The sequence below is a fragment of the Streptomyces sparsogenes subsp. cuspidosporus genome, from assembly GCF_039532705.1.
GTDB lineage: Bacteria > Actinomycetota > Actinomycetes > Streptomycetales > Streptomycetaceae > Streptomyces > Streptomyces sparsogenes.
On sequence record NZ_BAAASD010000019.1, the window covers coordinates 112,404 to 134,158 of the forward strand.

Annotated in this window: 13 protein-coding genes and 1 pseudogene; 11 read left to right on the top strand and 3 right to left on the bottom strand. The window is 73.4% G+C overall.

Annotated features, from left to right (window positions below; translation table 11 throughout):
• Positions 1-36 precede the first annotated feature (36 nt).
• The 6 genes from ABFY07_RS22835 to ABFY07_RS22860 all read left to right on the top strand — a co-directional run bounded on the left by ABFY07_RS22835 (position 37) and on the right by ABFY07_RS22860 (position 6,900).
• On the top strand, positions 37-453 hold the full coding sequence (locus tag ABFY07_RS22835) for a DUF4190 domain-containing protein (protein ID WP_346176269.1): 417 nt from the start codon (positions 37-39) through the stop codon (positions 451-453).
• Positions 454-1,295: 842 nt separating this feature from the next.
• Positions 1,296-2,543 (top strand): polyamine ABC transporter substrate-binding protein, encoded by a 1,248-nt coding sequence (locus ABFY07_RS22840; RefSeq protein ID WP_346176270.1) that lies wholly within the window; start codon positions 1,296-1,298, stop codon positions 2,541-2,543.
• 19 nt (positions 2,544-2,562) lie between these two features.
• Positions 2,563-3,714: an ABC transporter ATP-binding protein gene (locus ABFY07_RS22845; RefSeq protein WP_346176271.1), complete on the top strand. Its 1,152-nt coding sequence runs from the start codon at positions 2,563-2,565 to the stop codon at positions 3,712-3,714.
• On the top strand, positions 3,711-4,667 hold the full coding sequence (locus tag ABFY07_RS22850) for an ABC transporter permease (protein WP_346176272.1): 957 nt from the start codon (positions 3,711-3,713) through the stop codon (positions 4,665-4,667). The genes ABFY07_RS22845 and ABFY07_RS22850 overlap by 4 nt, the downstream gene beginning before the upstream one ends.
• On the top strand, positions 4,667-5,476 hold the full coding sequence (locus ABFY07_RS22855; RefSeq protein ID WP_104531372.1) for an ABC transporter permease: 810 nt from the start codon (positions 4,667-4,669) through the stop codon (positions 5,474-5,476). The genes ABFY07_RS22850 and ABFY07_RS22855 overlap by 1 nt, the downstream gene beginning before the upstream one ends.
• Before the next feature lie 2 nt (positions 5,477-5,478).
• Positions 5,479-6,900, top strand: coding sequence for an NAD(P)/FAD-dependent oxidoreductase (locus ABFY07_RS22860; RefSeq protein WP_346176273.1), 1,422 nt, complete (start codon positions 5,479-5,481; stop codon positions 6,898-6,900).
• A gap of 158 nt (positions 6,901-7,058) precedes the next feature.
• Here ABFY07_RS22860 and ABFY07_RS22865 read toward each other — a convergent pair whose 3' ends face one another.
• Both ABFY07_RS22865 and gabT read right to left on the bottom strand, forming a co-directional pair.
• Positions 7,059-7,658 carry a phosphatase PAP2 family protein gene (locus tag ABFY07_RS22865; protein ID WP_346176274.1) on the bottom strand — a complete coding sequence of 200 codons (600 nt, stop codon included), beginning with the start codon at positions 7,656-7,658 and terminating at the stop codon, positions 7,059-7,061.
• 429 nt (positions 7,659-8,087) lie between these two features.
• Positions 8,088-9,437 (bottom strand): 4-aminobutyrate--2-oxoglutarate transaminase, encoded by a 1,350-nt coding sequence (gene gabT, locus ABFY07_RS22870; protein WP_346176275.1) that lies wholly within the window; start codon positions 9,435-9,437, stop codon positions 8,088-8,090.
• Between the two features lie 294 nt (positions 9,438-9,731).
• Here gabT and ABFY07_RS22875 point away from each other — a divergent pair, with 294 nt between their 5' ends.
• From ABFY07_RS22875 to ABFY07_RS22895, 5 genes and pseudogenes are all read left to right on the top strand, one after another.
• Entirely contained in the window at positions 9,732-12,119 is a 2,388-nt protein-coding gene (locus ABFY07_RS22875; protein ID WP_428836991.1) for an ATP-binding protein, read from the top strand.
• 265 nt (positions 12,120-12,384) lie between these two features.
• A complete protein-coding gene (locus ABFY07_RS22880; RefSeq protein ID WP_346176277.1) occupies positions 12,385-14,448 on the top strand; it encodes a PucR family transcriptional regulator ligand-binding domain-containing protein in 2,064 nt (687 codons plus the stop codon).
• 206 nt (positions 14,449-14,654) lie between these two features.
• The gene (locus ABFY07_RS22885; protein WP_346176278.1) at positions 14,655-16,115 is read left to right on the top strand and encodes an aldehyde dehydrogenase family protein; all 1,461 of its coding nucleotides are present in this window, start codon (positions 14,655-14,657) and stop codon (positions 16,113-16,115) included.
• 756 nt (positions 16,116-16,871) lie between these two features.
• Positions 16,872-17,573 carry a glycoside hydrolase family 12 protein gene (locus ABFY07_RS22890; protein ID WP_346176279.1) on the top strand — a complete coding sequence of 234 codons (702 nt, stop codon included), beginning with the start codon at positions 16,872-16,874 and terminating at the stop codon, positions 17,571-17,573.
• A gap of 348 nt (positions 17,574-17,921) precedes the next feature.
• Positions 17,922-19,552, top strand: a pseudogene (locus ABFY07_RS22895) (MMPL family transporter).
• Positions 19,553-19,698: 146 nt separating this feature from the next.
• Here ABFY07_RS22895 and ABFY07_RS22900 read toward each other — a convergent pair.
• The gene (locus ABFY07_RS22900) at positions 19,699-21,744 is read right to left on the bottom strand and encodes a glycoside hydrolase family 31 protein (protein ID WP_346176280.1); all 2,046 of its coding nucleotides are present in this window, start codon (positions 21,742-21,744) and stop codon (positions 19,699-19,701) included.
• Positions 21,745-21,755: the final 11 nt, after the last annotated feature.

Consider the following 21,755-nt stretch of genomic DNA (forward strand, 5'->3'; position numbering starts at 1 on the left):
CATTTGCCCGGCACTTACCAGGAGGGGAGACAACCCATGTCCGCCACCAATCCGCAGCCCGGCCCGTACGACCCCAACCAGTACGGCACGCCCCAACCGCCCGGCCAGCCCCCGCAGTACCCCGCCGGCGCCGGCTACCCCGCCGCGCCGCCCGTCTACCCGGGCGGCCCCACCGGGATGCCCATGCAGCAGAGCAACGGCATGGGGACCGCCGCGCTGGTGTGCGGCATCATCGGCCTGGTGTGCGGGATCACCTACTTCCTGTGGGTCTTCGCCATCGTCCTGGGCATTCTCGCGATCATCTTCGGCGCCGTCGGCAAGGGCAAGGCGAGCCGCGGCGAGGCCGGCAACGGCGGATCGGCCACCGCGGGCCTGGTCTGCGGCATCGTCGGCATGGTCATCCCGGCCATCTACCTGCTGGCGCTCGACGCCGCACTCGATTCCATCTTCTAGCTTTCTCCCCGGCTTTCCACGGCCGGAATCGGTGACGTCGGCGCCGCTCCGATGACCGAATCCGTCGCGAAACCAAAAAGCAACAACGGAATCCCTTGTTGAGGGGCGGATCCTCTGTCAGGATCGGCCTCCGATTCCGGTTGGAGCTACGCCGCTGCCCCTCTGGGGCCCGGCGGAGGAGTGCGTCGCGATGGAGCAGCGGTTCGAGGTGACGGGGCGGTTCGCCGACGGCGCGCGGTGCCTCGCCGGCCGTCCGCGGCCGGCCGGCCCCGCGCGTACGCACATGGTGGCCGCCCCGGCCCCCGGCGAGCGGCCCGACGCGCCCCACCGCCGCGCGGCCGGACCCGTCCGGCAGGCGCCGGGCCCCGCCCGCGCCGAATCGCCGCGCGCGGCCGCCCGATCGGGCTCCCGACCGGGCACGACCCCACAGGCGTGCTCGACGACCCCGCCCGCGTCGCGGGCGTCGCCCGCCCGAGGCGGGCCATGGTCGCCGCCGCGTCACGGCCGCGGCCCCACCACCCCGTACCTCCGGCGGGAGCCGATCGGGACCACCGGCTCCCTCGCCTCCCGCGACCGCCCCCTCCGGATGACCGGCCGCTCCGGATGACCGCCCGCTCCGGATGACCGGCCACGCCGGTTGACCGCCCGCTCCGGACCAGACCGCCCGGAAGGTCCGGCCGGCCCTCGCCGCGGGCCACACCACCCTCTGAAGCCCCCGCCGCGCACGGCGCGGTCGCGGGCGCGACGACCACCACCGTGCGGGGGCACCGCACCGTCTTCGGGGACCGATGACCAGCAGTACCGGCTGACCACCGGCCGACACCCGCGAAAGGGCACAGCGCATGGAAGCACGGCACGAGCCCGAGAGCCTGTCCCCGCCCCAGATCGCCGCGATACGGCGCAGCATGACCAGCGGCCGCATGGCCCTGACCCGCCGGTCGCTGCTGCGCGCCGGCTCCGGCGCGCTCGCGCTCGGCGGGCTCGGGGCGCTGAGCGGCTGCGGCATTCCGCCCGCCGGGCGCAAGGGCGAGTCGGGCGCCGCCGACGACCACTCCGACGAGGACAAGACGCTCCACTTCTCCAACTGGACGGAGTACATGGACGTCACCGACGACGAGAAGCACCGTCCCACGCTGGAGGAGTTCCGGCGCCGCACCGGCATCACGGTGAAGTACACCGAGGACATCAACGACAACGTCGAGTTCTTCGGGAAGATCAAACCGCAGCTGGCCGCGGGCCAGGACACCGGACGCGACCTGATCTGCGTCACCGACTGGCTGGCCGCCCGGATGATCCGGCTCGGCTGGATCCAGCCCCTGGACGCGGCCCGTCTGCCGCACGCCTACACCAACCTGGGGAAGACCTTCCGGAACCCGGACTGGGACCCCGGCCGCGCCCACTCCTACCCGTGGACCGGCATCCCTGCCGTCATCGCGTACAACAAGAAGGCCACCGGCGGCCGTAAGGTCACCTCCCTCGCCCAGCTCCTGGACGACCCGAAGCTCAAGGGCCGGGTGGGCCTGCTCACCGAGATGCGCGACACGGTCGGGCTCACCCTCCTCGACATGGGCAAGCCGCCCGAGACCTGTACCGCCGACGACTTCGACGCCGCCGTCGCCCGCCTCCAGAAGGCCACCGACCGGGGTCAGATCCGCCGCTTCACCGGCAACGACTACACCGGCGACCTCAGCAAGGGCGACCTCGCCGCGTGCGTGGCCTGGGCGGGCGACCTCATCCAGCTCCAGGCGGACAACCCGGAGATCGAGTTCGCCATCCCGGACGCGGGCTACATGATCTCCACCGACAACCTGCTGATCCCCAACAAGGCGCGGCACAAGAAGAACGCCGAACGCCTCATCGACTACTACTACGAGCCCAAGGTCGCCGCGAAGGTCGCCGCCTACATCAACTACGTCTGCCCGGTCGACGGGGTGCGCCCCGAACTCGCGAAGATCGACAAGAAGCTCGCCGCGAACCCGCTGATCCTCCCGGACGAGGAGATGGCCGCCAAGGCCCACGCCTTCCGCTCGCTGTCGGGCGAGGAAGAGACGGCGTTCGAGGACAAGTTCGCCAAGCTCACCGGCGCCTGACCAGCGAGGGAACCCACCCATGCCCAAGACCGCCCCCGGCGGCGACGTCCGCCTCACCGGCATCAGCAAGACCTACGGGTCCTTCACCGCAGTCCACCCGCTCGACCTCGACATCCCCGCCGGCTCCTTCTTCGCCCTGCTCGGCGCCTCCGGCTGCGGCAAGACCACCACCCTGCGCATGATCGCCGGCCTCGAGGACCCCACCGCCGGCACCGTCCACCTCGGCGACCAGGACGTCACCGCCCTCCCGCCGTACAAGCGCCCGGTCAACACCGTCTTCCAGAGCTACGCCCTCTTCCCCCACCTCGACATCTACGAGAACGTCGCCTTCGGCCTGCGCCGCCGAGGCGTGAAGTCGGTGAAGAAGCAGGTGGCCGAGATGCTGGAGCTCGTCCAACTCGGCGACTTCGCCCGGCGCCGGCCGGCCCAGCTCTCCGGCGGCCAGCAGCAGCGCGTCGCCGTCGCCCGCGCGCTGATCAACCACCCCAAGGTGCTGCTGCTCGACGAGCCGCTGGGCGCCCTCGACCTCAAGCTGCGCCGCCAGATGCAACTGGAGCTCAAGCGCATCCAGACCGAGGTCGGCATCACCTTCGTCCACGTCACCCACGACCAGGAGGAGGCCATGACCATGGCCGACACGGTCGCGGTGATGAACGGCGGCCGCGTCGAGCAGAGCGGCGCCCCCGCCGAGCTGTACGAGAACCCCTGCACCACCTTCGTCGCCAACTTCCTCGGCACCTCCAACCTGATCGAGGCGCGCGTCACCGACAAGAGCGGCGGCAACCTCGTGGTGACCGCCGCCGACCGCACCCTCGCCCTGCCCCTGGAGCGGTGCGCCCCCACGACCCGCACCGGCGAGAAGGTACTGGTCGGGGTGCGCCCGGAGAAGATCACCCTCAGCCACGCCGACGACGCGGGCGCCATCCCCGACGGGCGCAACCGGATCACCGGCCGGATCGCGGACTCCAGCTTCATCGGCGTCTCCACCCAGTACGTCGTGGACACGCCCTGCTGCCCCGGGTTCGCCGTCTACGAGCAGAACATCGAACGCGACGCCCGGCTCGTGCCCGGCGCCGAGGTCGTCCTGCACTGGAACCCCGCGCACACCTTCGGCCTCGACGCGGCCCAGGACATCGACGCCGGAACGGACCTGGAGGAGGCCACTTCATGACCGCCCCTCCCAAGACGACGCCCGCCGGCCCCACGGCCACCGCCGGCCCCACGCGTCCGCCGGCCGCGCCCGCCGTCCGCCGGGCCGCCGTCCGCAAGCGGCTGGTGCCCTACTGGCTGCTGCTCCCCGGCATGCTCTGGCTGCTGGTCTTCTTCGTCGCGCCGATGGTCTACCAGGCGTCCACCTCGATCCAGACCGGCTCCCTCGAAGCGGGCTTCAAGGTCACCTGGCACATCAGCACCTACTGGGACGCGCTCGCCGAGTACTACCCGCAGTTCCTGCGCTCGGTGCTGTACGCCGCCACCGCCACCGCCCTGTGCCTGCTGCTCGGCTACCCCCTCGCGTACGTCATCGCCTTCAAGGCGGGCCGCTGGCGCAACCTGCTGATGGTCCTGGTCATCGCCCCGTTCTTCACCAGCTTCCTGATCCGCACGCTCGCCTGGAAGACGATCCTGTCCGACGGTGGCCCGGTGGTGGGCGCGCTCAACACCCTCCACCTGCTGGACCTGACCGACTGGATCGGGCTCACCCAGGGGCAGCGGGTGCTGGCCACCCCGCTGGCCGTGGTCTGCGGACTCACCTACAACTTCCTGCCCTTCATGATCCTGCCGCTCTACACCTCGCTGGAGCGCATCGACGGCAGGCTCCACGAGGCGGCCCAGGACCTCTACGCCCGGCCCTTCACCACCTTCCGCAAGGTCACCTTCCCGCTGTCCATGCCGGGTGTCGTCGCCGGCACCCTGCTCACCTTCATCCCCGCCGCCGGCGACTACATCAACCCCGAACTGCTGGGCTCCACGGACGAGAAGATGGTCGGCAACGTCATCCAGTCCCAGTTCCTGCGCGTCCTCGACTACCCGACGGCCGCCGCGCTGTCCTTCCTCCTCATGGCGGCCATCCTCGCCATGGTCACCGTCTACATCCGCAAGTCCGGGACGGAGGACCTGCTCTGATGCCCCTGCTGCGCCCCACAGGGCACTGGATACGGCGGAACCTCGTGGTGATCGCGGGCCTCGGCACCCTCGCGTACCTGATCCTGCCCAACGTCGTCGTCCTGGTCTTCTCCTTCAACAAGCCCAACGGCCGCTTCAACTACGAGTGGCAGCGGTTCTCCACCGACGCCTGGAGCGACCCGTGCGGCGTCGCCGATATGTGCGGCTCCCTCACGCTCAGCCTCAAGCTCGCGGTGTGGGCGACCATCGGCGCCACCGTCCTGGGCACGATGATCGCCTTCGCGCTCGCCCGCTACCGCTTCCGGGCGCGCGGCGCGGTCAGCAGCCTGGTCTTCCTGCCGATGGCCATGCCCGAGGTCGTCATGGCCGCCTCACTGGCCACCCTCTTCCTCAACATGGGCGTCGACTTCGGCTTCTGGACGATCCTCATCGCCCACATCATGTTCTGCCTGAGCTTCGTCGTCACCGCCGTCAAGGCCCGCGTGATGAGCATGGACCCCCGGCTCGAACAGGCCGCCCAGGACCTCTACGCCACCCCCGCGCAGACCTTCTGGCGCGTCACCCTCCCGATCGCCGCCCCCGGCATCGCCTCCGGCGCCCTGCTCTCCTTCGCGCTCTCCTTCGACGACTTCGTCATCACCAACTTCAACGCCGGATCGACCGTCACCTTCCCCATGTTCGTCTGGGGATCCGCACAGCGCGGTACGCCCGTACAGATCAATGTGATCGGCACGGCGATGTTCGCCATCGCGGTGCTGTGTGTCCTCGCCGGCCGACTGGCCGGCAGCCGCCGCAAGAGGAGCCGATAGCCATGGCCACAGCCGCCATGAGCCCTGAAAGAGCCCTACGCGCCCTGGCCGACGCCGCCCCCAGGCCCTACTGGCTTGACGACCCCGCACGCCCCCGCCCCCACCCCGCCCTCGTCGGCGACGTCCACTGCGACCTGCTGGTCGTCGGCGGCGGCTACGGCGGGCTGTGGACCGCCCTGCTCGCCAAGGAACGCGACCCGGACCGCGAGGTCGTCCTGGTCGAGGCCCACGAGGCCGGCTGGGCCGCCTCCGGCCGCAACGGCGGCTTCTGCGCCGCCTCCCTCACCCACGGCCTCGGCAACGGCCTGGCCCGCTGGCCCGACGAACTGCCCGAACTCGAACGGCTCGGCCGCCGCAACCTCGACGCCATCGAGGCCGCCGTCGCCCGCTACGCCATCGACTGCGACTTCGAACGCACCGGCGAGATCGACGTGGCCACCGCCCCCCACCAGGTCCAGGAGCTGCGCCGGACCGCCGCCCAGGCCGCCGAGCTAGGCCTGGGAGAGCACGTGCTGCTCGACCGCGACGAGGTGCGCGCCGAGGTCGACTCGCCCACCTTCCTCGCCGGGCTCTGGGACCGCACCGGCGTGGCGATGCTGCACCCCGCCAAGCTCGCCTGGGGGCTCAAGCGGGCCTGCGCCGAGGCGGGAGTGCGGATCTACGAACACACCCCGGCCGAACGCCCCACCCGCGCCGGCGCCGCCCTCGAGGTCCGCACCCCCTACGGACGGGTCCGCACCCGGCAGCTGGCCCTCGCCACCAACGCCTTCCCGGCACTGGTGCGGCGCGTGCGCCCGTACGTCGTGCCCGTCTACGACCACGCCCTGATGACCGAGCCGCTGACCGACGACCAGCTCGCCGCCATCGGCTGGAAGCGGCGCCAGGGCCTCAGCGACAGCGCCAACCACTTCCACTACTTCCGGATGACCACCGACCGGCGCATCCTGTGGGGCGGCTACGACATCGTCTACCGCTACGGCGGCGGGGTGCGCGCCGAGTACGACCACCGCCCCGCCACCTACCGGACGCTCGCCCAGCACTTCTTCCGCTGCTTCCCGCAGCTGGAGGACGTGCGCTTCAGCCACGCCTGGGGCGGCGCGATCGACACCTGCTCCCGCTTCTCCGCCTTCTTCGGCACCGCGCACGGCGGGCGGGCCGCCTACGCCCTCGGATACACGGGCCTCGGGGTGGGCGCGACCCGCTTCGGCGCGGAGGTGATCCTCGACCTGCTCGGCGGCGAGGACAGCGAGCGGACCCGGCTGGAGATGGTGCGCCGGAAGCCGCTGCCGTTCCCGCCGGAGCCGGTGCGGTGGGCGGGCATCGGCATCACGCAGTGGTCGATGAGGAGGGCGGACGCCAACGGGGGCAGGCGCAATCTGTGGCTGCGGGCCATGGACCGGCTGGGGCTGGGCTTCGACAGCTGAGGGCCGTCCGGTAGCTGAGGGCCGTCCGGTAGCCGGGGCTGTCCGGTAGCCGGGGCTACCGGTACCTGAGGGCTGTCCGGTAGCCGGGGCTGTCCGGTACCTGAGGGCTGTCCGGTAGCCGGGAGGTTGACCGCTGAGGGCTTCTGTCGGCCGGCCCCTCAGCGCCGGGTGCGGCGCAGGACCAGCCACAGCGCCCCCAGCAGACAACCGGAAAGACACCAGCTCCCCACCACGTCCAGCGGCCAGTGGTAGCCCCGCCGCACCAGCCCCGCGCCCACGGCGAGGTTCAGCAGCGCGACCAAGGCGACGAGCACACGCCGCAGCGCCCGGTGCCGGGAGTGCTGAGGGCGCCGGGGATACGGGCGCAGCAGCAGGAGGGCCGCGCCGTAGGCGACCGCGGCGGTGGCGGCGTGGCCGGACGGGTAGAAGCCGGAGCCGTCCGCGAGGGGGCCGGGCGGGCCGGGGCGGTCGACCAGGGCCTTGGCCGGGGCGACGAGCGCCGGGACCGCCGCCATCGCCACGGCGGCGGCCAGCGGCGGCAGCCACCGGCGCGTCGCCGTCGCCGCCGCGCCCCGCTCCCGCCAGGCCACCCAGCCCACGACGGCCGCGAGCACGGGCAGCGCCACGGTCATGTTGCCGAGGTCGGCGAAGAACTCGGCGGCGGGGGAGGGGAGCAGCGTGGCCCCGGGCCCGGAGGGGGCGGTGAGCGCCCGGCCGAGCCGCTCGTCGAGCGGGCGGAGCGGGCCGTGGGCGGCCACCTGCCAGGTGCACAGCGCGAACAGGACCGCCGGGACGAGTACCGCGGAGACGAGTACCGCGGAGAGGGATACCGCCGGGACGAGGCCCGGTCCGGGCGAGGGAGGAACAGCCGGCGGCCCCGGAACAGGGGGGGTGGTTCCGGGGCCGCCGTGGTGACCGGTGTACCGCGCGCCCCGGGGGGTTTGGGGCGGGCGGCCATCCGATCGGTGAGGAGATCCGGAGCCGGAGGCTCCAGTGGTGTGCGCGAGGGCACAGCCGGGTCGGGGCTGGGGAAGCACCGGCTCGGCGTCGCTCGCAGTCCCCTGCGAGCGGGGTGTTTCTCTCATCTGTCACGACCGTACGGCAGCGAAGCCGCGCCGGACAGGCCGATCACCCAGCTGTCATCGCCCTCGCACATCTTCTTCACGCCGCACATTGATCACTCACAGTCACAGCTGCCCGAACGCCTCTTCGAGGACGTCCAGACCTTCGTTCAGCAGCTCCTCGCCGATGACCAGCGGCGGCAGGAAGCGCAGCACGTTCCCGTACGTACCGCAGGTCAGCACCAGCAGACCCGCGGCGTGACAGGCCTTGGCCACCGCGGCCGTCGCCTCCGGGTTCGGGTTCTTGGTGCCCGACTTCACCAGCTCGATGGCGATCATGGCGCCGCGGCCGCGGAGGTCGCCGATGATGTCGTACTTGTCCTGGAGAGCGGTCAGGCGGGTCTTCATGATCTGCTCGATGCGCTGGGCCTTGGCGTTGAGGTCGAGGTCGCGCATGGTCTGGATGGCGCCGAGGGCGGCGGCGCAGGCGACGGGGTTGCCGCCGTAGGTGCCGCCGAGCCCGCCGGCGTGGGCGGCGTCCATGATCTCGGCGCGGCCGGTGACGGCGGCGAGGGGGAGGCCGCCGGCGATGCCCTTGGCGGTGGTGATGAGGTCGGGGACCAGGTTTTCGTGTTCGCTGGCGAACCACTGCCCGGTGCGGCAGAAGCCGGACTGGATCTCGTCGGCGACGAAGACGATGCCGTTGTCCTTGGCGAAGGCGGCGATCCGGGGGAGGAAGCCGGGGGCGGGCTCGATGAAGCCGCCCTCGCCGAGGACGGGTTCGATGATGATGGCGGCGACGTTGTCGGGCCCGACCTGCTTGGTGATCATGTCGATGGCCTGGGCGGCGGCCTCTTCGGCGCAGTGGTCGGGGCCGGTGGGCCAGCGGTAGGCGTAGGCGACCGGGACCCGGTAGACCTCGGGCGCGAAGGGGCCGAAGCCGTGCTTGTACGGCATGTTCTTCGCGGTCAGCGCCATGGTGAGGTTGGTGCGGCCGTGGTAGCCGTGGTCGAAGACGACGACGGCCTGGCGCTTGGTGTAGGCGCGGGCGATCTTGACGGCGTTCTCGACGGCCTCGGCGCCGGAGTTGAACAGGGCGGACTTCTTGGGGTGGTCGCCGGGGGTGAGGGCGGCCAGTTCCTCGCAGACCGCGACGTAGCCCTCGTAGGGGGTGACCATGAAGCAGGTGTGGGTGAAGTCGGCGAGCTGGGCGGTGGCGCGCCGGACGACGGCCTCGGCGCTGGCGCCGACGGAGGTCACGGCGATGCCGGAGCCGAAGTCGATGAGGGAGTTGCCGTCCACGTCCTCGATCACCCCGCCGCCCGCCCGCGCGGCGAACACGGGCATGACCGTCCCGACCCCGGCCGCCACCGCCGCGGTCTTGCGCGCGAGCAGCTCCTGGGACTTCGGGCCGGGGATCGCGGTGACGATGCGGCGCTCCTGCGGGAGGGAGGGGCCTCCGGACAGTTCGGTCATGGGGTGCTCCAAAAGAACGGTGGCTTTGAAAGAACGGTGGTTTTATTCGCAGGCTAGGCGGGTGGAGGCGGGTACGGCATGTTCCGTTCGGGAGCAGTGCGCGGCCCGCGTTGTCCGCGACGGACATAGCGCGCCGCTTCGTCAGGACCGCTCCGCCGCCGCCCGCGGGGCGCGGAAACCGCCGGGTCGGTGAACTCCCCGGCCGGGAACACTAGATTGGACGCCGGCGCGTCAGCGCGGTGACGCGGAGCGCGAAGCACGGAGCACAGCCGGTCAGGGGGCAAGGGGCAGCAGATGGACACCGAGGGCACCTTCGACGCACGCGGCACCCACCACAACCCACCCCCGTACCCCCCGAGCCCACCGGTTGTACCCCCCCACCCGACATCCCTCCCGTCGGCGCCTTCGGGATCAGCAGGCTCCCGAGGTGCCCCGGAGGTGCCGCCGTTCGGGCCTGCCTCGACGGCGGAGCCGCCATCTGCTCAGTCAGCGGATCAGCCGGGCTCGCCGCAGTGGGTGGCAGGTGCACCTCCGCACGGCGCTCCGGGGCTGCCGCCGTACCCCGCTGAGACGCCTCGGTACCCGGCTCCGGCTGCTGTGAACGGTCCGGCAGGACCGCCGCCGATGCCGCCAAGGGCGCCGGCGGTTGCGGCTGGGCATCCCATCGGCCCTGGGGCGCAATCTCCTCTGATCGCCTGGCTGCGTGTCCCGCGGCAGGCGGCAGCGCCTGGCGTCTGGATGTACGGGCACAAGCCGAAGCCACCCGAGGACCCGGGGAGAATCCCCAACCGCCAGCTGATCAGCGGGGCGATCATTGCGGGTCTCTGCGGATATCTGACTTGGGCGCTGCTCTATTACAACTACCTCGGGGGCTATTGGTACTGGCCGCTGTACCTCCTGACTCCCGACTCGTGGTACATGCGCGGAGGTAAAGTCTTTGGGCCTGGTTGGTGGTCGCAGTACATCTACGAAATGATCGTGGCGTGCGCGATCGCCGTGATCTTCGGCCGCGTCGGTCACTGGGGTGAAGTCTGGCGCCGATACGTAGCCCCTGTGTTGCACCGGGCGCGGAATGATTCCGCTTCGCCCCCCGCCGACCCCCAAGCCGACCCAGCCCAGTGGCCCGAGCTGCGGGCCGCCGGTGCGCACAGTGCCGCGGAGCGGCTGGCTGAGGAGGCGCGGGTGGGGCGGATGAATGATGTGGATCTTGTCCGGATCCAGGGGGCCTGGCAGGCCGTGCGGGCCGGACGGAACTCGCTCGCCGCCTTCACCGACACCGTGCTGCGCCACGGCGCCGCCGCGCACGGGCATCCGTCGGGCGCGCGTGACCTGCCCGCCCGGACGGCCGTGCACGACCTGGTCGCCCGCCAGGTCAGGATCGGCACCGCCGTCGACGACCCGCGCAACCCCTACCAGCACCGCGGTGTCGGCCTCGCCCTCGACCCCGAGGTGCTGGGCACCTCGCTGCTGGCCGTGGGGCCGCCCGGGGCGGGGAAGACGGGGCGGCTGGTGCGGCCCGTGGTGGAGGCGCTGTGTCTGCAGGCGCTCGCGGGGCAGGTGGCGGTGGTCGCGGTGGGGGCGGCGGGGTCGGGGCTCGGGGCCGATGAGGCGTTCGACGTCGTGGTGAAGATCGGCCGTCCGGACTCCGCCTACGACCTCGACCTCTACGGCGGCACCACCGACCCCGACGAGGCCGCCGGCGTCCTCGCCGAGGCCCTGATCGGCGACATGGCGGCGTCGCTGCCGGGCGGGGACAGCCGCCGTGCCGCCACCGCGCTCGCCCAGTTGCTCGGCCCGTATCGCGCCGCGCACGGCCGTTTCCCGTCCGTGCCCGAGCTGCGTGAGCTGCTGGACGGCTCGAAGGCGGCGGTGGGCGCGCTTCGCGAGGCGCTGGACGCGGCCGGGCAGTCGGCCCAGGCGCGTGAGCTGGACGCGCGGGTGCGGCAGGCCGGGACGCCGGGGGATGTGGGCTCGCTGCTGGCCGACCGGATCGCGCTGCTGGACCGGCCGGCGTTCGCCGAGTTCTTCCACACGAGCGGCGACCGGCGCCCCTTCTCGCTGCGCGCCCTGGAGCACCCGCTGCGGGTGCGGATCGACCTGCCCGAGCGCGGCCACGCCGAGGCGTCCCGGATGCTCGCGCGCCTGGTCCTGGCGCAGTTCACCGAGTGCGCTGTGGGCCGCGCGGACCGTTCGCTGTTCGCCTGCCTGGTGCTCGACGACGCCTCGCACACCATCACCGCCGAGGCGCTGCGGGGTATCCAGCGGCTGCGTGCTGCCAACGCGGGTGCCGTCCTGACCCTGCGCACCCTGGACGACGTGCCCGACGCGCTGCGCAGCGCGCTGCTTGGCGCGGTCGGCTGCCGGATGGCCTACGCGGGCGTGACGACCTGGGACGGCGCGCGGTTCGCCGAGGTGTGGGGCACGGAGTGGGTCGAGGCGCGGGATGTCACCGACCGCCAGATCATCGCGGAGGAGCCGTTCACCAAGGTGCTCCACTTCATCCGGAAGGTGGTCACGGGCAAGGCCGTGACCACCCAGTCGGTGACCGTACGGAGGGTCGAGCGCGAGCGCTGGTCGGCCTCGGAACTGGCGCACTCGGTGCCCGCGGGGCACGCCGTGCTGTCGGTGACCTCCGTGCGGGGCGAGAGCGGGCCGCCGGTGCTGGTGGACCTGCGCGCCTGAGGGCTTGCCGGGGTTTCCGGGGGCCCGGGGACGCTCGGTGCTCGGCCCGGGCCGCCCGCCCTCGGGCCGGCCGCCCTCGGGTGCGGGCGCCCCCGAGCCGGCCGCCCTCGGGTGCGGGCGCGCGCGGCCGGAAGCAGCCGAAACTCGGCCTTTCTTCGATTCCCGGGATTCGGCCACTGAGGCAGAATCGGTTACAGCCGTTCATACGGGACGGCGAAGTCGCGTCGATGGCGGCGGAGCCGCGTCGAAGTCCACCGAAGGTGCCATGCTTCCCACCCTCGCCTCACTGGTCCACCACACCGCGCTGAAGCTGTCCGTGCTCGCGGGTGAGGACCGGCTGGAGACGCCCGTGCGCTGGGCACACGTCAGTGAGCTCGCCGACCCCGTGCCGTATATGGAAGGCGGTGAGCTGTTGCTGACGACCGCGATGAAGCTCGACGCCGAGGACCCGGAGGCGATGCGCCGCTATGTGCGCCGGCTGGTCGGCGCGGGGGTCGTGGGGGTCGGCTTCGCGGTCGGGGTGAACTACGAGGGGGTGCCCGCCGCGCTCGTCGCCGCGGCGAAGGAGGAGGGGCTGCCGCTGCTGGAGGTGCCGCGCCGGACTCCGTTCATCGCGATCAGCAAGGCCGTGTCCGCGGCCATCGCCGCGGACCAGTACCGCGCGGTGACCGCCGGGTTCGAGGCGCAGCGGGAGCTGACCCGGGCCGCGATCGGCGCGGAGGGGCCCGCCGCGCTGCTGGCCAGGCTCGCCGCGCACGTGCACGGCTGGGCGGCGCTGTACGACGCCTCCGGCGCGGTGGTGGCCGTCGCTCCCGACTGGGCGGCCCGCCGGGCCGCCCGGCTCACGGCCGACGTCGAGCGGCTGCGCACCCGCCCGGCCCCCGCCAGCGCCGTCGTAGGCGGAGGCGGCGGAGGCGGAACGGGAACCGGGGGCGGGAGCGCCGAGGGGGAGGGGAGCGAGGGCGCCGGGGGCGCGGATGCGGCCGATGACGCGGCGGCGGACCGGGTGGAGCTGCAGTCGCTCGGCACCGGGCGCCGTACCCGTGGCGTTCTCGCGGTCGGCACGGCCGCGCCTCTGGGCACCGCCGAGCGCTACGCCGTGCATTCGGCGGTGGCGCTGCTGACCCTGACCACCGAGCGTTCCCGCGCCCTGCAGGAGGCCGAGCAGCGGCTCGGCGCCGCCGTGCTGCGGATGCTGCTCGCGGGGGAGCCCGACCACGCGCGGGCGGTCGCCGGACAGCTGTACGGCGGTCTGCTCGACGCGCCGTTCCGGATGCTCGTCGCCGAGGCGGCACCGGGCGGGGGAACACAGCAGCAGCCGGGCGCGGTCGGTTCCGGGGCCGGCGCCGTGACAGCCTCCGCGGTCGGCGCCGTGACCGGTTCAGCGGCGGCTTCAGCGGTCAGCGCAGCGGTCAGTCCAGCGGTCAGTCCAGCAGCCGGTTCCGCCGCCGGCTCAGCCGCCGCTTCGGTCGCCGGTTCCGCCGGCTCCGCAGGCACGGACGGCGCGGACGGCGCGGACGGCGCGCCGGCGGACGGCCCGGCGAGCACGGCCCCGCCCGGCGCCACCCGCGCCGACGCCCCGGCCGCCGCCAAGCCGGGCGGCGCGGCGGCCCGCAAGGGCGTCAAGGGCACCGCGAAGGTCAGGACCGCCGTCGCGGCTCCCGCCGCGGCCGAGACGGCCGCGGCGGGCGACCCCCTGGGGTCGCTCGCCGACGCGATGGAGGCGGCCGCCGCCCGTTCCGGCGAGGCCGTGCTGGTGGTGCCCGACGGTGAGCGTCTCGTCGTGCTGGCCCCCGACGGCGGCGTGGCGGTCTCCGTCTGCGCCGAGCACGCCAAGGCGGTGGAGAGCCGCCGCGGCACGGCGGCCCGGCCGCGTGACCGCAGCGCCGCGCCCCAGGGCGACGATCTTGTCATCGGGCTCTCCGCCCCGGCGGGTCCGACGGCCGCCGCGGCCGCCTACCGCCAGGCGGAGCAGGCGCTCTCCGTGGCCCGGCGGCGCGGCCGGGTGCTGGTGGAGCACGAGGAGGTGGCCGCGGGCTCCGTGCTGCCCCTGCTGGCCGACGACGCCGTACGGGCCTTCGCCGACGGCATGCTGCGGGCGCTGCGGGAGCACGACGCGACAGGGCGCGGGGACCTGGTGGCCTCGCTGCGGGCCTGGCTGTCCCGGCACGGCCAGTGGGATGCGGCGGCCGCCGACCTCGGGGTCCACCGGCACACCCTCCGCTACCGGATGCGCCGGGTCGAGGAGATCCTGGGCCGGTCGCTGGACGACCCCGATGTGCGCATGGAGTTGTGGCTGGCCCTCAAGGCGACCGCGCAGGGCACCTAGCAGGGCTGACCCGCCCCACGCCGATGAGTGGGGCCCCACGTCAATGCCTGGCGCGCCGATGCCCGGCGCGCCACGCCAATGCGTAGCGCGCCGCCCTCCGACTGCTACGCACCGGACAAACCGTTTCCGGCCCGGTCGCGCCTACGGTGGAGGTTGAGAGACATCCGCACCATCACCCACCACTTCCGGAAGGGTCGGGATCCGCTGTGCCAGACACGAACGAAGCCGTCACTCACGCGTTCTGGCTCGCCGGCCGCGAGGCCACGGGCGAGAGCACCTTCGAGGTCACGTCCCCCTGGGACGGGCGCCTCGTCGGCGCGGTGAGCATTCCCACCGAGGCCCAGGTCGAGGAGGCCGTCGCGGCCGCCGCCGCCGTCGCGGAGGACTTCGCCGCGACCCCCGCGTACGTACGGGCCGCCGCCCTCGACCATGTCTCGCGGCGGCTGGGCGAGCGCGCCGAGGAGATCGCGCGGCTCATCTCCGCCGAGAACGGCAAGCCCATCAAGTGGGCGCGCGGCGAGGTGGGCCGGGCCGTCTCCGTGTTCCGGTTCGCGGCCGAGGAGGCCCGCCGGTTCAACGGCGGGGACGCCCAGCGGCTGGACACCGACCAGGGCGGCACCGGGCGGCTGGCGCTGACCCGCCGCTTCCCGCGCGGGGCCGTGCTGGGCATCGCGCCGTTCAACTTCCCGCTGAACCTGTGCGCCCACAAGGTCGCCCCGGCGATCGCCGTCGGTGCGCCGATCATCCTCAAGCCGGCCCCCGCGACCCCGCTCTCGGCGCTGCTCCTCGGCGAGCTGCTGGCCGAGACCGACCTTCCGGCGGGGTCCTGGAGCGTGCTGCCGGTGCCCAACGACCGGATGCCCGCCCTCGTCCAGGACGAGCGGCTGCCGGTCATCTCCTTCACCGGCTCCGACAAGGTCGGCTACGCCATCAAGGAGTCCGTGCCGCTCAAGCACTGCACGCTGGAGCTCGGCGGCAACGGCGCCGCGGTCGTGCTGGGCGACTACACCTCCGAGGTCGGCCTGGAGTGGGCGGCGGGCCGCATCGGGACCTTCTCCAACTACCAGGCCGGGCAGTCTTGCATCTCCGTCCAGCGGGTGATCGCGGACACGTCCGTCTACGAGCGGCTCGTACCGAAGATCGTCGCGGCCGTCGAGGCCCAGGTCACCGGCGACCCGTCCGACGAGGCGACCGACGTCGGCCCGCTGGTCAGCGAGGACGCCGCCAAGCGCGTCGAGGCCTGGGTGGAGGAGGCCGTCCAGGGCGGGGCGAAGGTGCTGACGGGAGGCAAGCGCGAGGGCGCGTCCTACGCCCCGACGGTCCTCGCCGATGTGCCCGCCGACGCCCTGGTCTCCTGCGAGGAGATCTTCGGCCCGGTGCTCATCGTCCGCGAGGTGGCGGGTGAGGAGGAGGCGTTCGAGGCGGTCAACGACTCGAAGTACGGGCTGCAGGCCGGCGTCTTCACCCACGACCTGCAGACCGCCTTCCGCGCCCACCGCGCGCTGGAGGTCGGCGGCGTGATCGTGGGTGACGTCCCGTCGTACCGCGCCGACCAGATGCCCTACGGCGGCACCAAGCGGTCCGGCGTGGGCCGCGAGGGGGTGCGCTACGCGATGGAGGACTACACCTACGAGCGGGTCCTGGTGCTCACCGGCCTCGACCTCTGAGCCGGACGACGCTCGGACGTAGGGCGCCCACGCGGAGGGTGACGTAGGTCCTCCGCGTGGGCGCCTGGCCCGTGATGTCGGGCCGGGCCCGTCCCCGGCCGCTCCGGACCCTCGACCGGAGAAGCCGAGACGGGCAGATGGATCCGGCGGTGGGCGGCCGGCTTGCGGTGCGGCCGCGGAACGCGCGCGCCCGGGGCGCTGCCGTAGATCTGCACCACCTCGTCCCCGTCGCACGGGTGACGTAGCCGAACAGCACCCGGGCGAGCCCGGTCCCCCCGCCGACTCGTCAGCCTCCGCCGTGCCGTTCGCCCCGCCGCCCCGTCCGGCGCCCCTGCCCCGTCCGCCCCGCCGAGCCCCTCCCGTACGGCAACCTTCAGGCCCTCCGCGGCGACACAGAGGTACTCGCCCGTCCCCTGTGCCGGAGGAGGTGTCCCTCGCCGTGCCGCTCCAGCGTGAACGTCTCCCGCACACGCGCTCCGCGCCGAGCCGCTCCCCCAGCGTGTCGCGGGGAGAGGGCGAGCGTGCGGCGCCCCGGCGTGTTGAACCCGGTGCCCAGGCCGCCGACTCCGGCTCACGGGACGGCGGACTCGACGCCAAGTGGTGGGGCGCCACCTTCGAACAGGCCGAGCCCAACCCCTGCGCCCGGATCGACGGTGCGGGGGAGTGGCGGACCGCCTCCCCCACCGCCCCCGTAAGCCGACACCGCGCCCCCGCGGTCGTCCCGCTCGATTCCCCCCACCCGAAGGGAGCAGCACTGTGCACCGAGCCGCCCGAAAGCTCGTCCTGACCCCGCTGTTGGCGCTCCTCGCCCTCCTGGGCTTAGCCGCCGCCCCCGCCCACGCCGCCACCTGGTCCTCCTCGGAGCAGTGGGGCACCTGGCCCAACGGCGGCTACACCCTCTACAACAACATCTGGGGCTCCGGCGCCGGATCGCAGACCATTTGGGCCAACACCTACAGCAACTGGGGTGTGTGGGCCGATCACCCCAACACCGGCGGCATCAAGTCCTACCCCAACGCCAAGAAGGTCGTCGGCCGGAAGATCAGCGCCATCAACAGCCTGAGCAGCAGCTACAACGTCACCGTGCCGTCCTCGGGCGCGTACAACACCTCGTACGACATCTGGGACAGTAACTACGACTACGAGATCATGCTCTGGGTCAACAAGACCGGTCCGGTCGGCCCGCTCGGCACCGCGCAGGGCTCCGTCACCCTCGGGGGCCACTCCTGGACGGTCTACAAGGGCAGCAACGGCGCCAATGAGGTCTTCTCGTTCATCCGCACCTCCAACTCCACCTCCGGCTCCGTGGACATCAAGGCCGTCGTCGACTGGATCAAGAACACCAAGGGCTGGTTCGGCGATGTGACCATTGGCGACGTCCAGTTCGGCTACGAGATCACCTCCTCGTCCGGCGGCCTGGACTTCAGGACCAACAGCTTCGGCGTGTCCTTCAGCTGATTCCCGCCCCGCCGGCCGCGTGCCGCCGCTCCCTGGGGCGGCGGCACGCGGAACACTGCCGGCCCGCGGCCGGGCGACGGCACGCGGAACACTGCCGGCCCGCGACCGGGCGACGGCACGCGGAACTCCGCCGGCCCGCGGCCGGGCATCGGCGTGCGGACGGCACCCGCCGTACCCCACCGGTTGCGGCCCCGGCGCGCCGCGTACTGCCCGGGTCGCGGCGGGAGAAGCCTGGTTGCCGCCGTACGGGGGAGGGGCGCGCACGCGAGCCGAATCCAGGGTGGGCGCATGGTCTCTCACGGCTCCCTCGCCCGTCTGTGGCCGCCCCGCGGCCGGTGGGCGGACGCGATGCCGGCCGGCGGGGTCTTCGTCCTGGCGGCCGCGGGCGGCCTGAGGTCGCTCATCGGTGAGCGCCAGGAACCCTGGCCGGTCACCGCCTTCGGCTGGGCGATGATCGCCGCCGCCTGCGGGGCGCTCTGGTTCCGCCGCCGCCATCCGGTGGCCGTCGCCCTCGGCGCGCTGGCCGCCACCGCCGCCTACTACCTCACCAGCGCCTACGACGGGCCGCTGCTGGTCGCGTTCGTCGTCGCCCTGTACACGGTCGCGGCCCGGGGCCGGCCGTGGGCGGCCGTCGCCCTCGCCGCGCTGAGCGTCCTCGCCGTCGGCGCCGGCACCCTGGAGGGCAACGACGACGTCAACGGAGTCGGCCTGTTCATGCTCGCCGGCTGGCTGGTCGCGGTGATCGCGCTCGGCCGGGCGCGCCACACCCGCCTGGCCTACGTCCACGAGGTGGAGCAGCGCGCGGCCGGCGAGGAGCGGCTGCGCATCGCCCGGGAGCTGCACGACGTCATCGGACACCACATCTCCCTCATGGAGGAGGGCCGGCGCTGGCGGGCCCTGGCCGGTGCCGTGCAGCGGCGCCCGCTGCCCGCGCTGCTGGCCGCCGTCGTGGCGCTGCTCGCGCTGTCCGCCCCGGCCCTGAGCCTGCGCCTGGGCTTCGCCGACGCGGGCAAGAGCCGACCACGTCCACCAGCCGCCGGGCCTACGACCTGCTCGCCGAGGGCTTCGGCCCCGGATTCAACGGCCCGCTGGTCGTGGTGAGCCGGGGCGACGCGGCGGCCGCCCGGGAGCTGCGGACCGCGCTCGCCCACACCGACGGCATCGTCGCCACCACGCCGCCGCTGCCCTCCGAGGACGGCGCCGTTTCCACCGTCCTCGCCTTCCCCGCCACCTCCCCGCAGGACGAGGGCACCACCGACCTCGTGCACACCCTGCGCGACCGCGTCCTGCCCCCGCTCGCCGCGCGCACCGGCGCCGAGTACCTGGTGGGCGGGCCCACCGCCGCCGCCCAGGACTTCGCCGACTCCGTCGCGGACCGGATGCCGCTGTTCGTCGCCGTGGTCGTCGGCCTGTCCGCGCTGCTCCTGATGGTCGTGTTCCGCTCCCTGCTGATCCCGCTGAAGGCCGCGCTGCTCAACCTGCTGTCCATCGCGGCCGCGCTGGGCGTGATCACGCTCGTCTTCCAGGAGGGCTGGTTCGGGGCGCAGCCCGGCCCGATCGAGGCCTTCATCCCGGTCATGATCTTCGCGATCGTCTTCGGCCTCTCCATGGACTACGAGGTGTTCCTGGTCTCCCGCATCCACGAGGAGTGGGAGCGGACCCGGGACCCCTCCCACGCGGTCCGCGAGGGCCTCGCGGCCACCGGCAAGGTGATCACCGCGGCCGCCGCCATCATGATCGTGGTGTTCGCCGCCTTCGTGCTCAGCCCGGACCGGATGCTCCAGCAGTTCGGGCTGGGCCTGGCGGTGGCCGTCCTGCTGGACGCGGTGGTGATCCGCTGTCTGATCGTCCCGGCCGTCATGCGGCTGCTGGGCGCCCGCGCGTGGTGGCTGCCCGCCCCCCTCGCGCGCCGGCTGCCGAAGGTGGGGCTGGAGCGGCCGGACGCCGGCCGAGGCGGGCCGGAGCCGGGTTCCGGCTGAGGCGAGCGGGACCGGCCGGCGCGCCCGGGAGGCCCGGGCGCGCCGACCGCCGCGGGTGGCGGCTCGGGCCCGGCGGTCCCGGTCCGTCAGGGCGCGCGCCGGCCCGGTTCCCCGCCCCTCAGGGCTCGCACACCGGCAGCCGCGCGTCAGGGCTCCCGCACCGGCAGCCGCGCGTCGTCGCGCAGGAACAGCGGGATCCGGTCCAGCGGCGCGGGCACGGTCACCGTCCTGCCGCCCTCCCAGCTGTCCCCGGTCCAGGCGTCCGTCCAGCGCGCCCCGGCCGGGAGATACGCGCTCCGCTCCGTCGCGCCCGCCTCCAGCACCGGGGCGACCAGCAGATCCGGCCCCAGCAGATAGGCGTCCGCGACGCCCCAGGCCGCCTCGTCGCCGGGGAACTCCAGGAACAGGGGGCGCAGCGGCGGCAGCCCCTCCTCGTGGGCGGCGCGCATCTGCGCCAGCACGTACGGCTTGAGGCGCTCGCGCAGCCGCAGGTAGGAGCCGAGGATGCGCTCGGCCTCCTCGCCGTACGACCACACCTCGTTGGGGCCGCCGGTCATGCCGGGCCCGAGCGGCAGCCCCGGGTCGCGGAAGCCGTGCAGCCGCATGATCGGGGACAGCGCGCCGAACTGGAACCAGCGGATCAGCACCTCGCGGTAGGCCGGGTCGTCCGGGTCGCCGCCGTGGAAGCCGCCGATGTCGGTGTTCCACCACGGGATGCCGGACAGCGCCACGTTGAGCCCGGCGGCGATCTGCCGGCGCAGCGTCGCGAAGTCCGTGCCGATGTCGCCGGACCACAGGGCCGCGCCGTAGCGCTGGCTCCCCGCCCACGCCGAGCGGTTGAGGGTCACCACCTCCTCCTCGCCCGCCGCCCGCATGCCCTCGTGGATGGCGCGGGCGTTCTCGCGCGGGTACAGATTGCCGACCTCCGGGCCGGGCCCCGCGTGGTAGCGCAGGTTCGCGGGGAAGCCGGGCTTGAGCTCCGGCTCGCAGGCGTCCAACCAGAAGGCGCGGATCCCGTACGGCTCCAGGTAGTTCTCCCGTACCCGCGACCACACGAACTCCCGCGCCCGGGGGTTCGTCGCGTCGTAGAAGGCGACGTGGAGCCGCTCGCCCTCACGCACGTCGGGCCAGTCGGCGTGCGCCGTGGGCCCGTACTCGGTGCCGACCAGGAGGCCCCGCTGCTCCATGGTGTCGTGGTTCTCGCTCAGCGGGGAGACCGACGGCCACACCGACACCACCAGCTTGATGCCGAGCCGCTCCAGCTCCCGCGTCATCGCCGCCGGGTCGGGCCATTCGACCGGGTCGAACTTCCAGTCGCCCAGGTGCGTCCAGTGGAAGAAGTCGCAGACGATCGCGTCGATCGGCAGCCCGCGTCGCTTGTGCTCGCGGGCCACCGCCAGCAGTTCCTCCTGGGTGCGGTAGCGCAGCTTGCACTGCCAGAAGCCGGCCGCCCACTCGGGCAGCATCGGCGCACGGCCGGTCACCGCGGTGTAGCGGCGCTGCGCGGCCGCCGGGTCCCCGGCGGTGATCCAGTAGTCGATCTGGCGCGCGCTGTCGGCGACCCAGCGGGTGCCGGTCGCGGCCAGCTCCACCCGCCCGATGGCCGGGTTGTTCCACAGCAGGGTGTAGCCGCGGCTGGAGGTGAGGACCGGGATCGCCACCTCGGAGTTGCGCTGCACCAGGTCGATCACGGCGCCCTTCTGGTCCAGCAGCCCGTGCTGGTGCTGGCCGAGGCCGTAGAGGCGCTCGCCCTCGTACGCCTTGAAGAGCTGCTCGATGCGGTGGTAGCCGTTGCCCGTGGCGGTGCGCAGCCGCGGCCCCGGCCACCAGAAGTGGGCGCGCTGCTCGGCGAGCAGCTCCCGGCCGCCCTCGGTGGTCTCGAACCGGATCATGCCGTCCGCGCCGATCCGGGCGGTGATCGCGCCGCAGGTCAGCGACGCCTGCCCGGCCTCGATCCGGACGCTCGCGGCCGCCGGTGGCGGGTCGTCGAGGAGCGCGCCGGGCAGGTCCTCCAGCAGCGGCCCGCCGAGCCGGGCCCGGACCCGGATCGCGTCGGGCCCCCACGGCTCCAGACGCACGGTCTCCTGCCGCCCGGTCCACTCCAGCGCGCCGTCGCGCTCGCCGAAGCTGCCGACGGTGGGGGAGGACTGGGCGAGCGACGCCGATGCGGTGGCCGGCAGTGACGGTTTCACGGGGCGCTCCT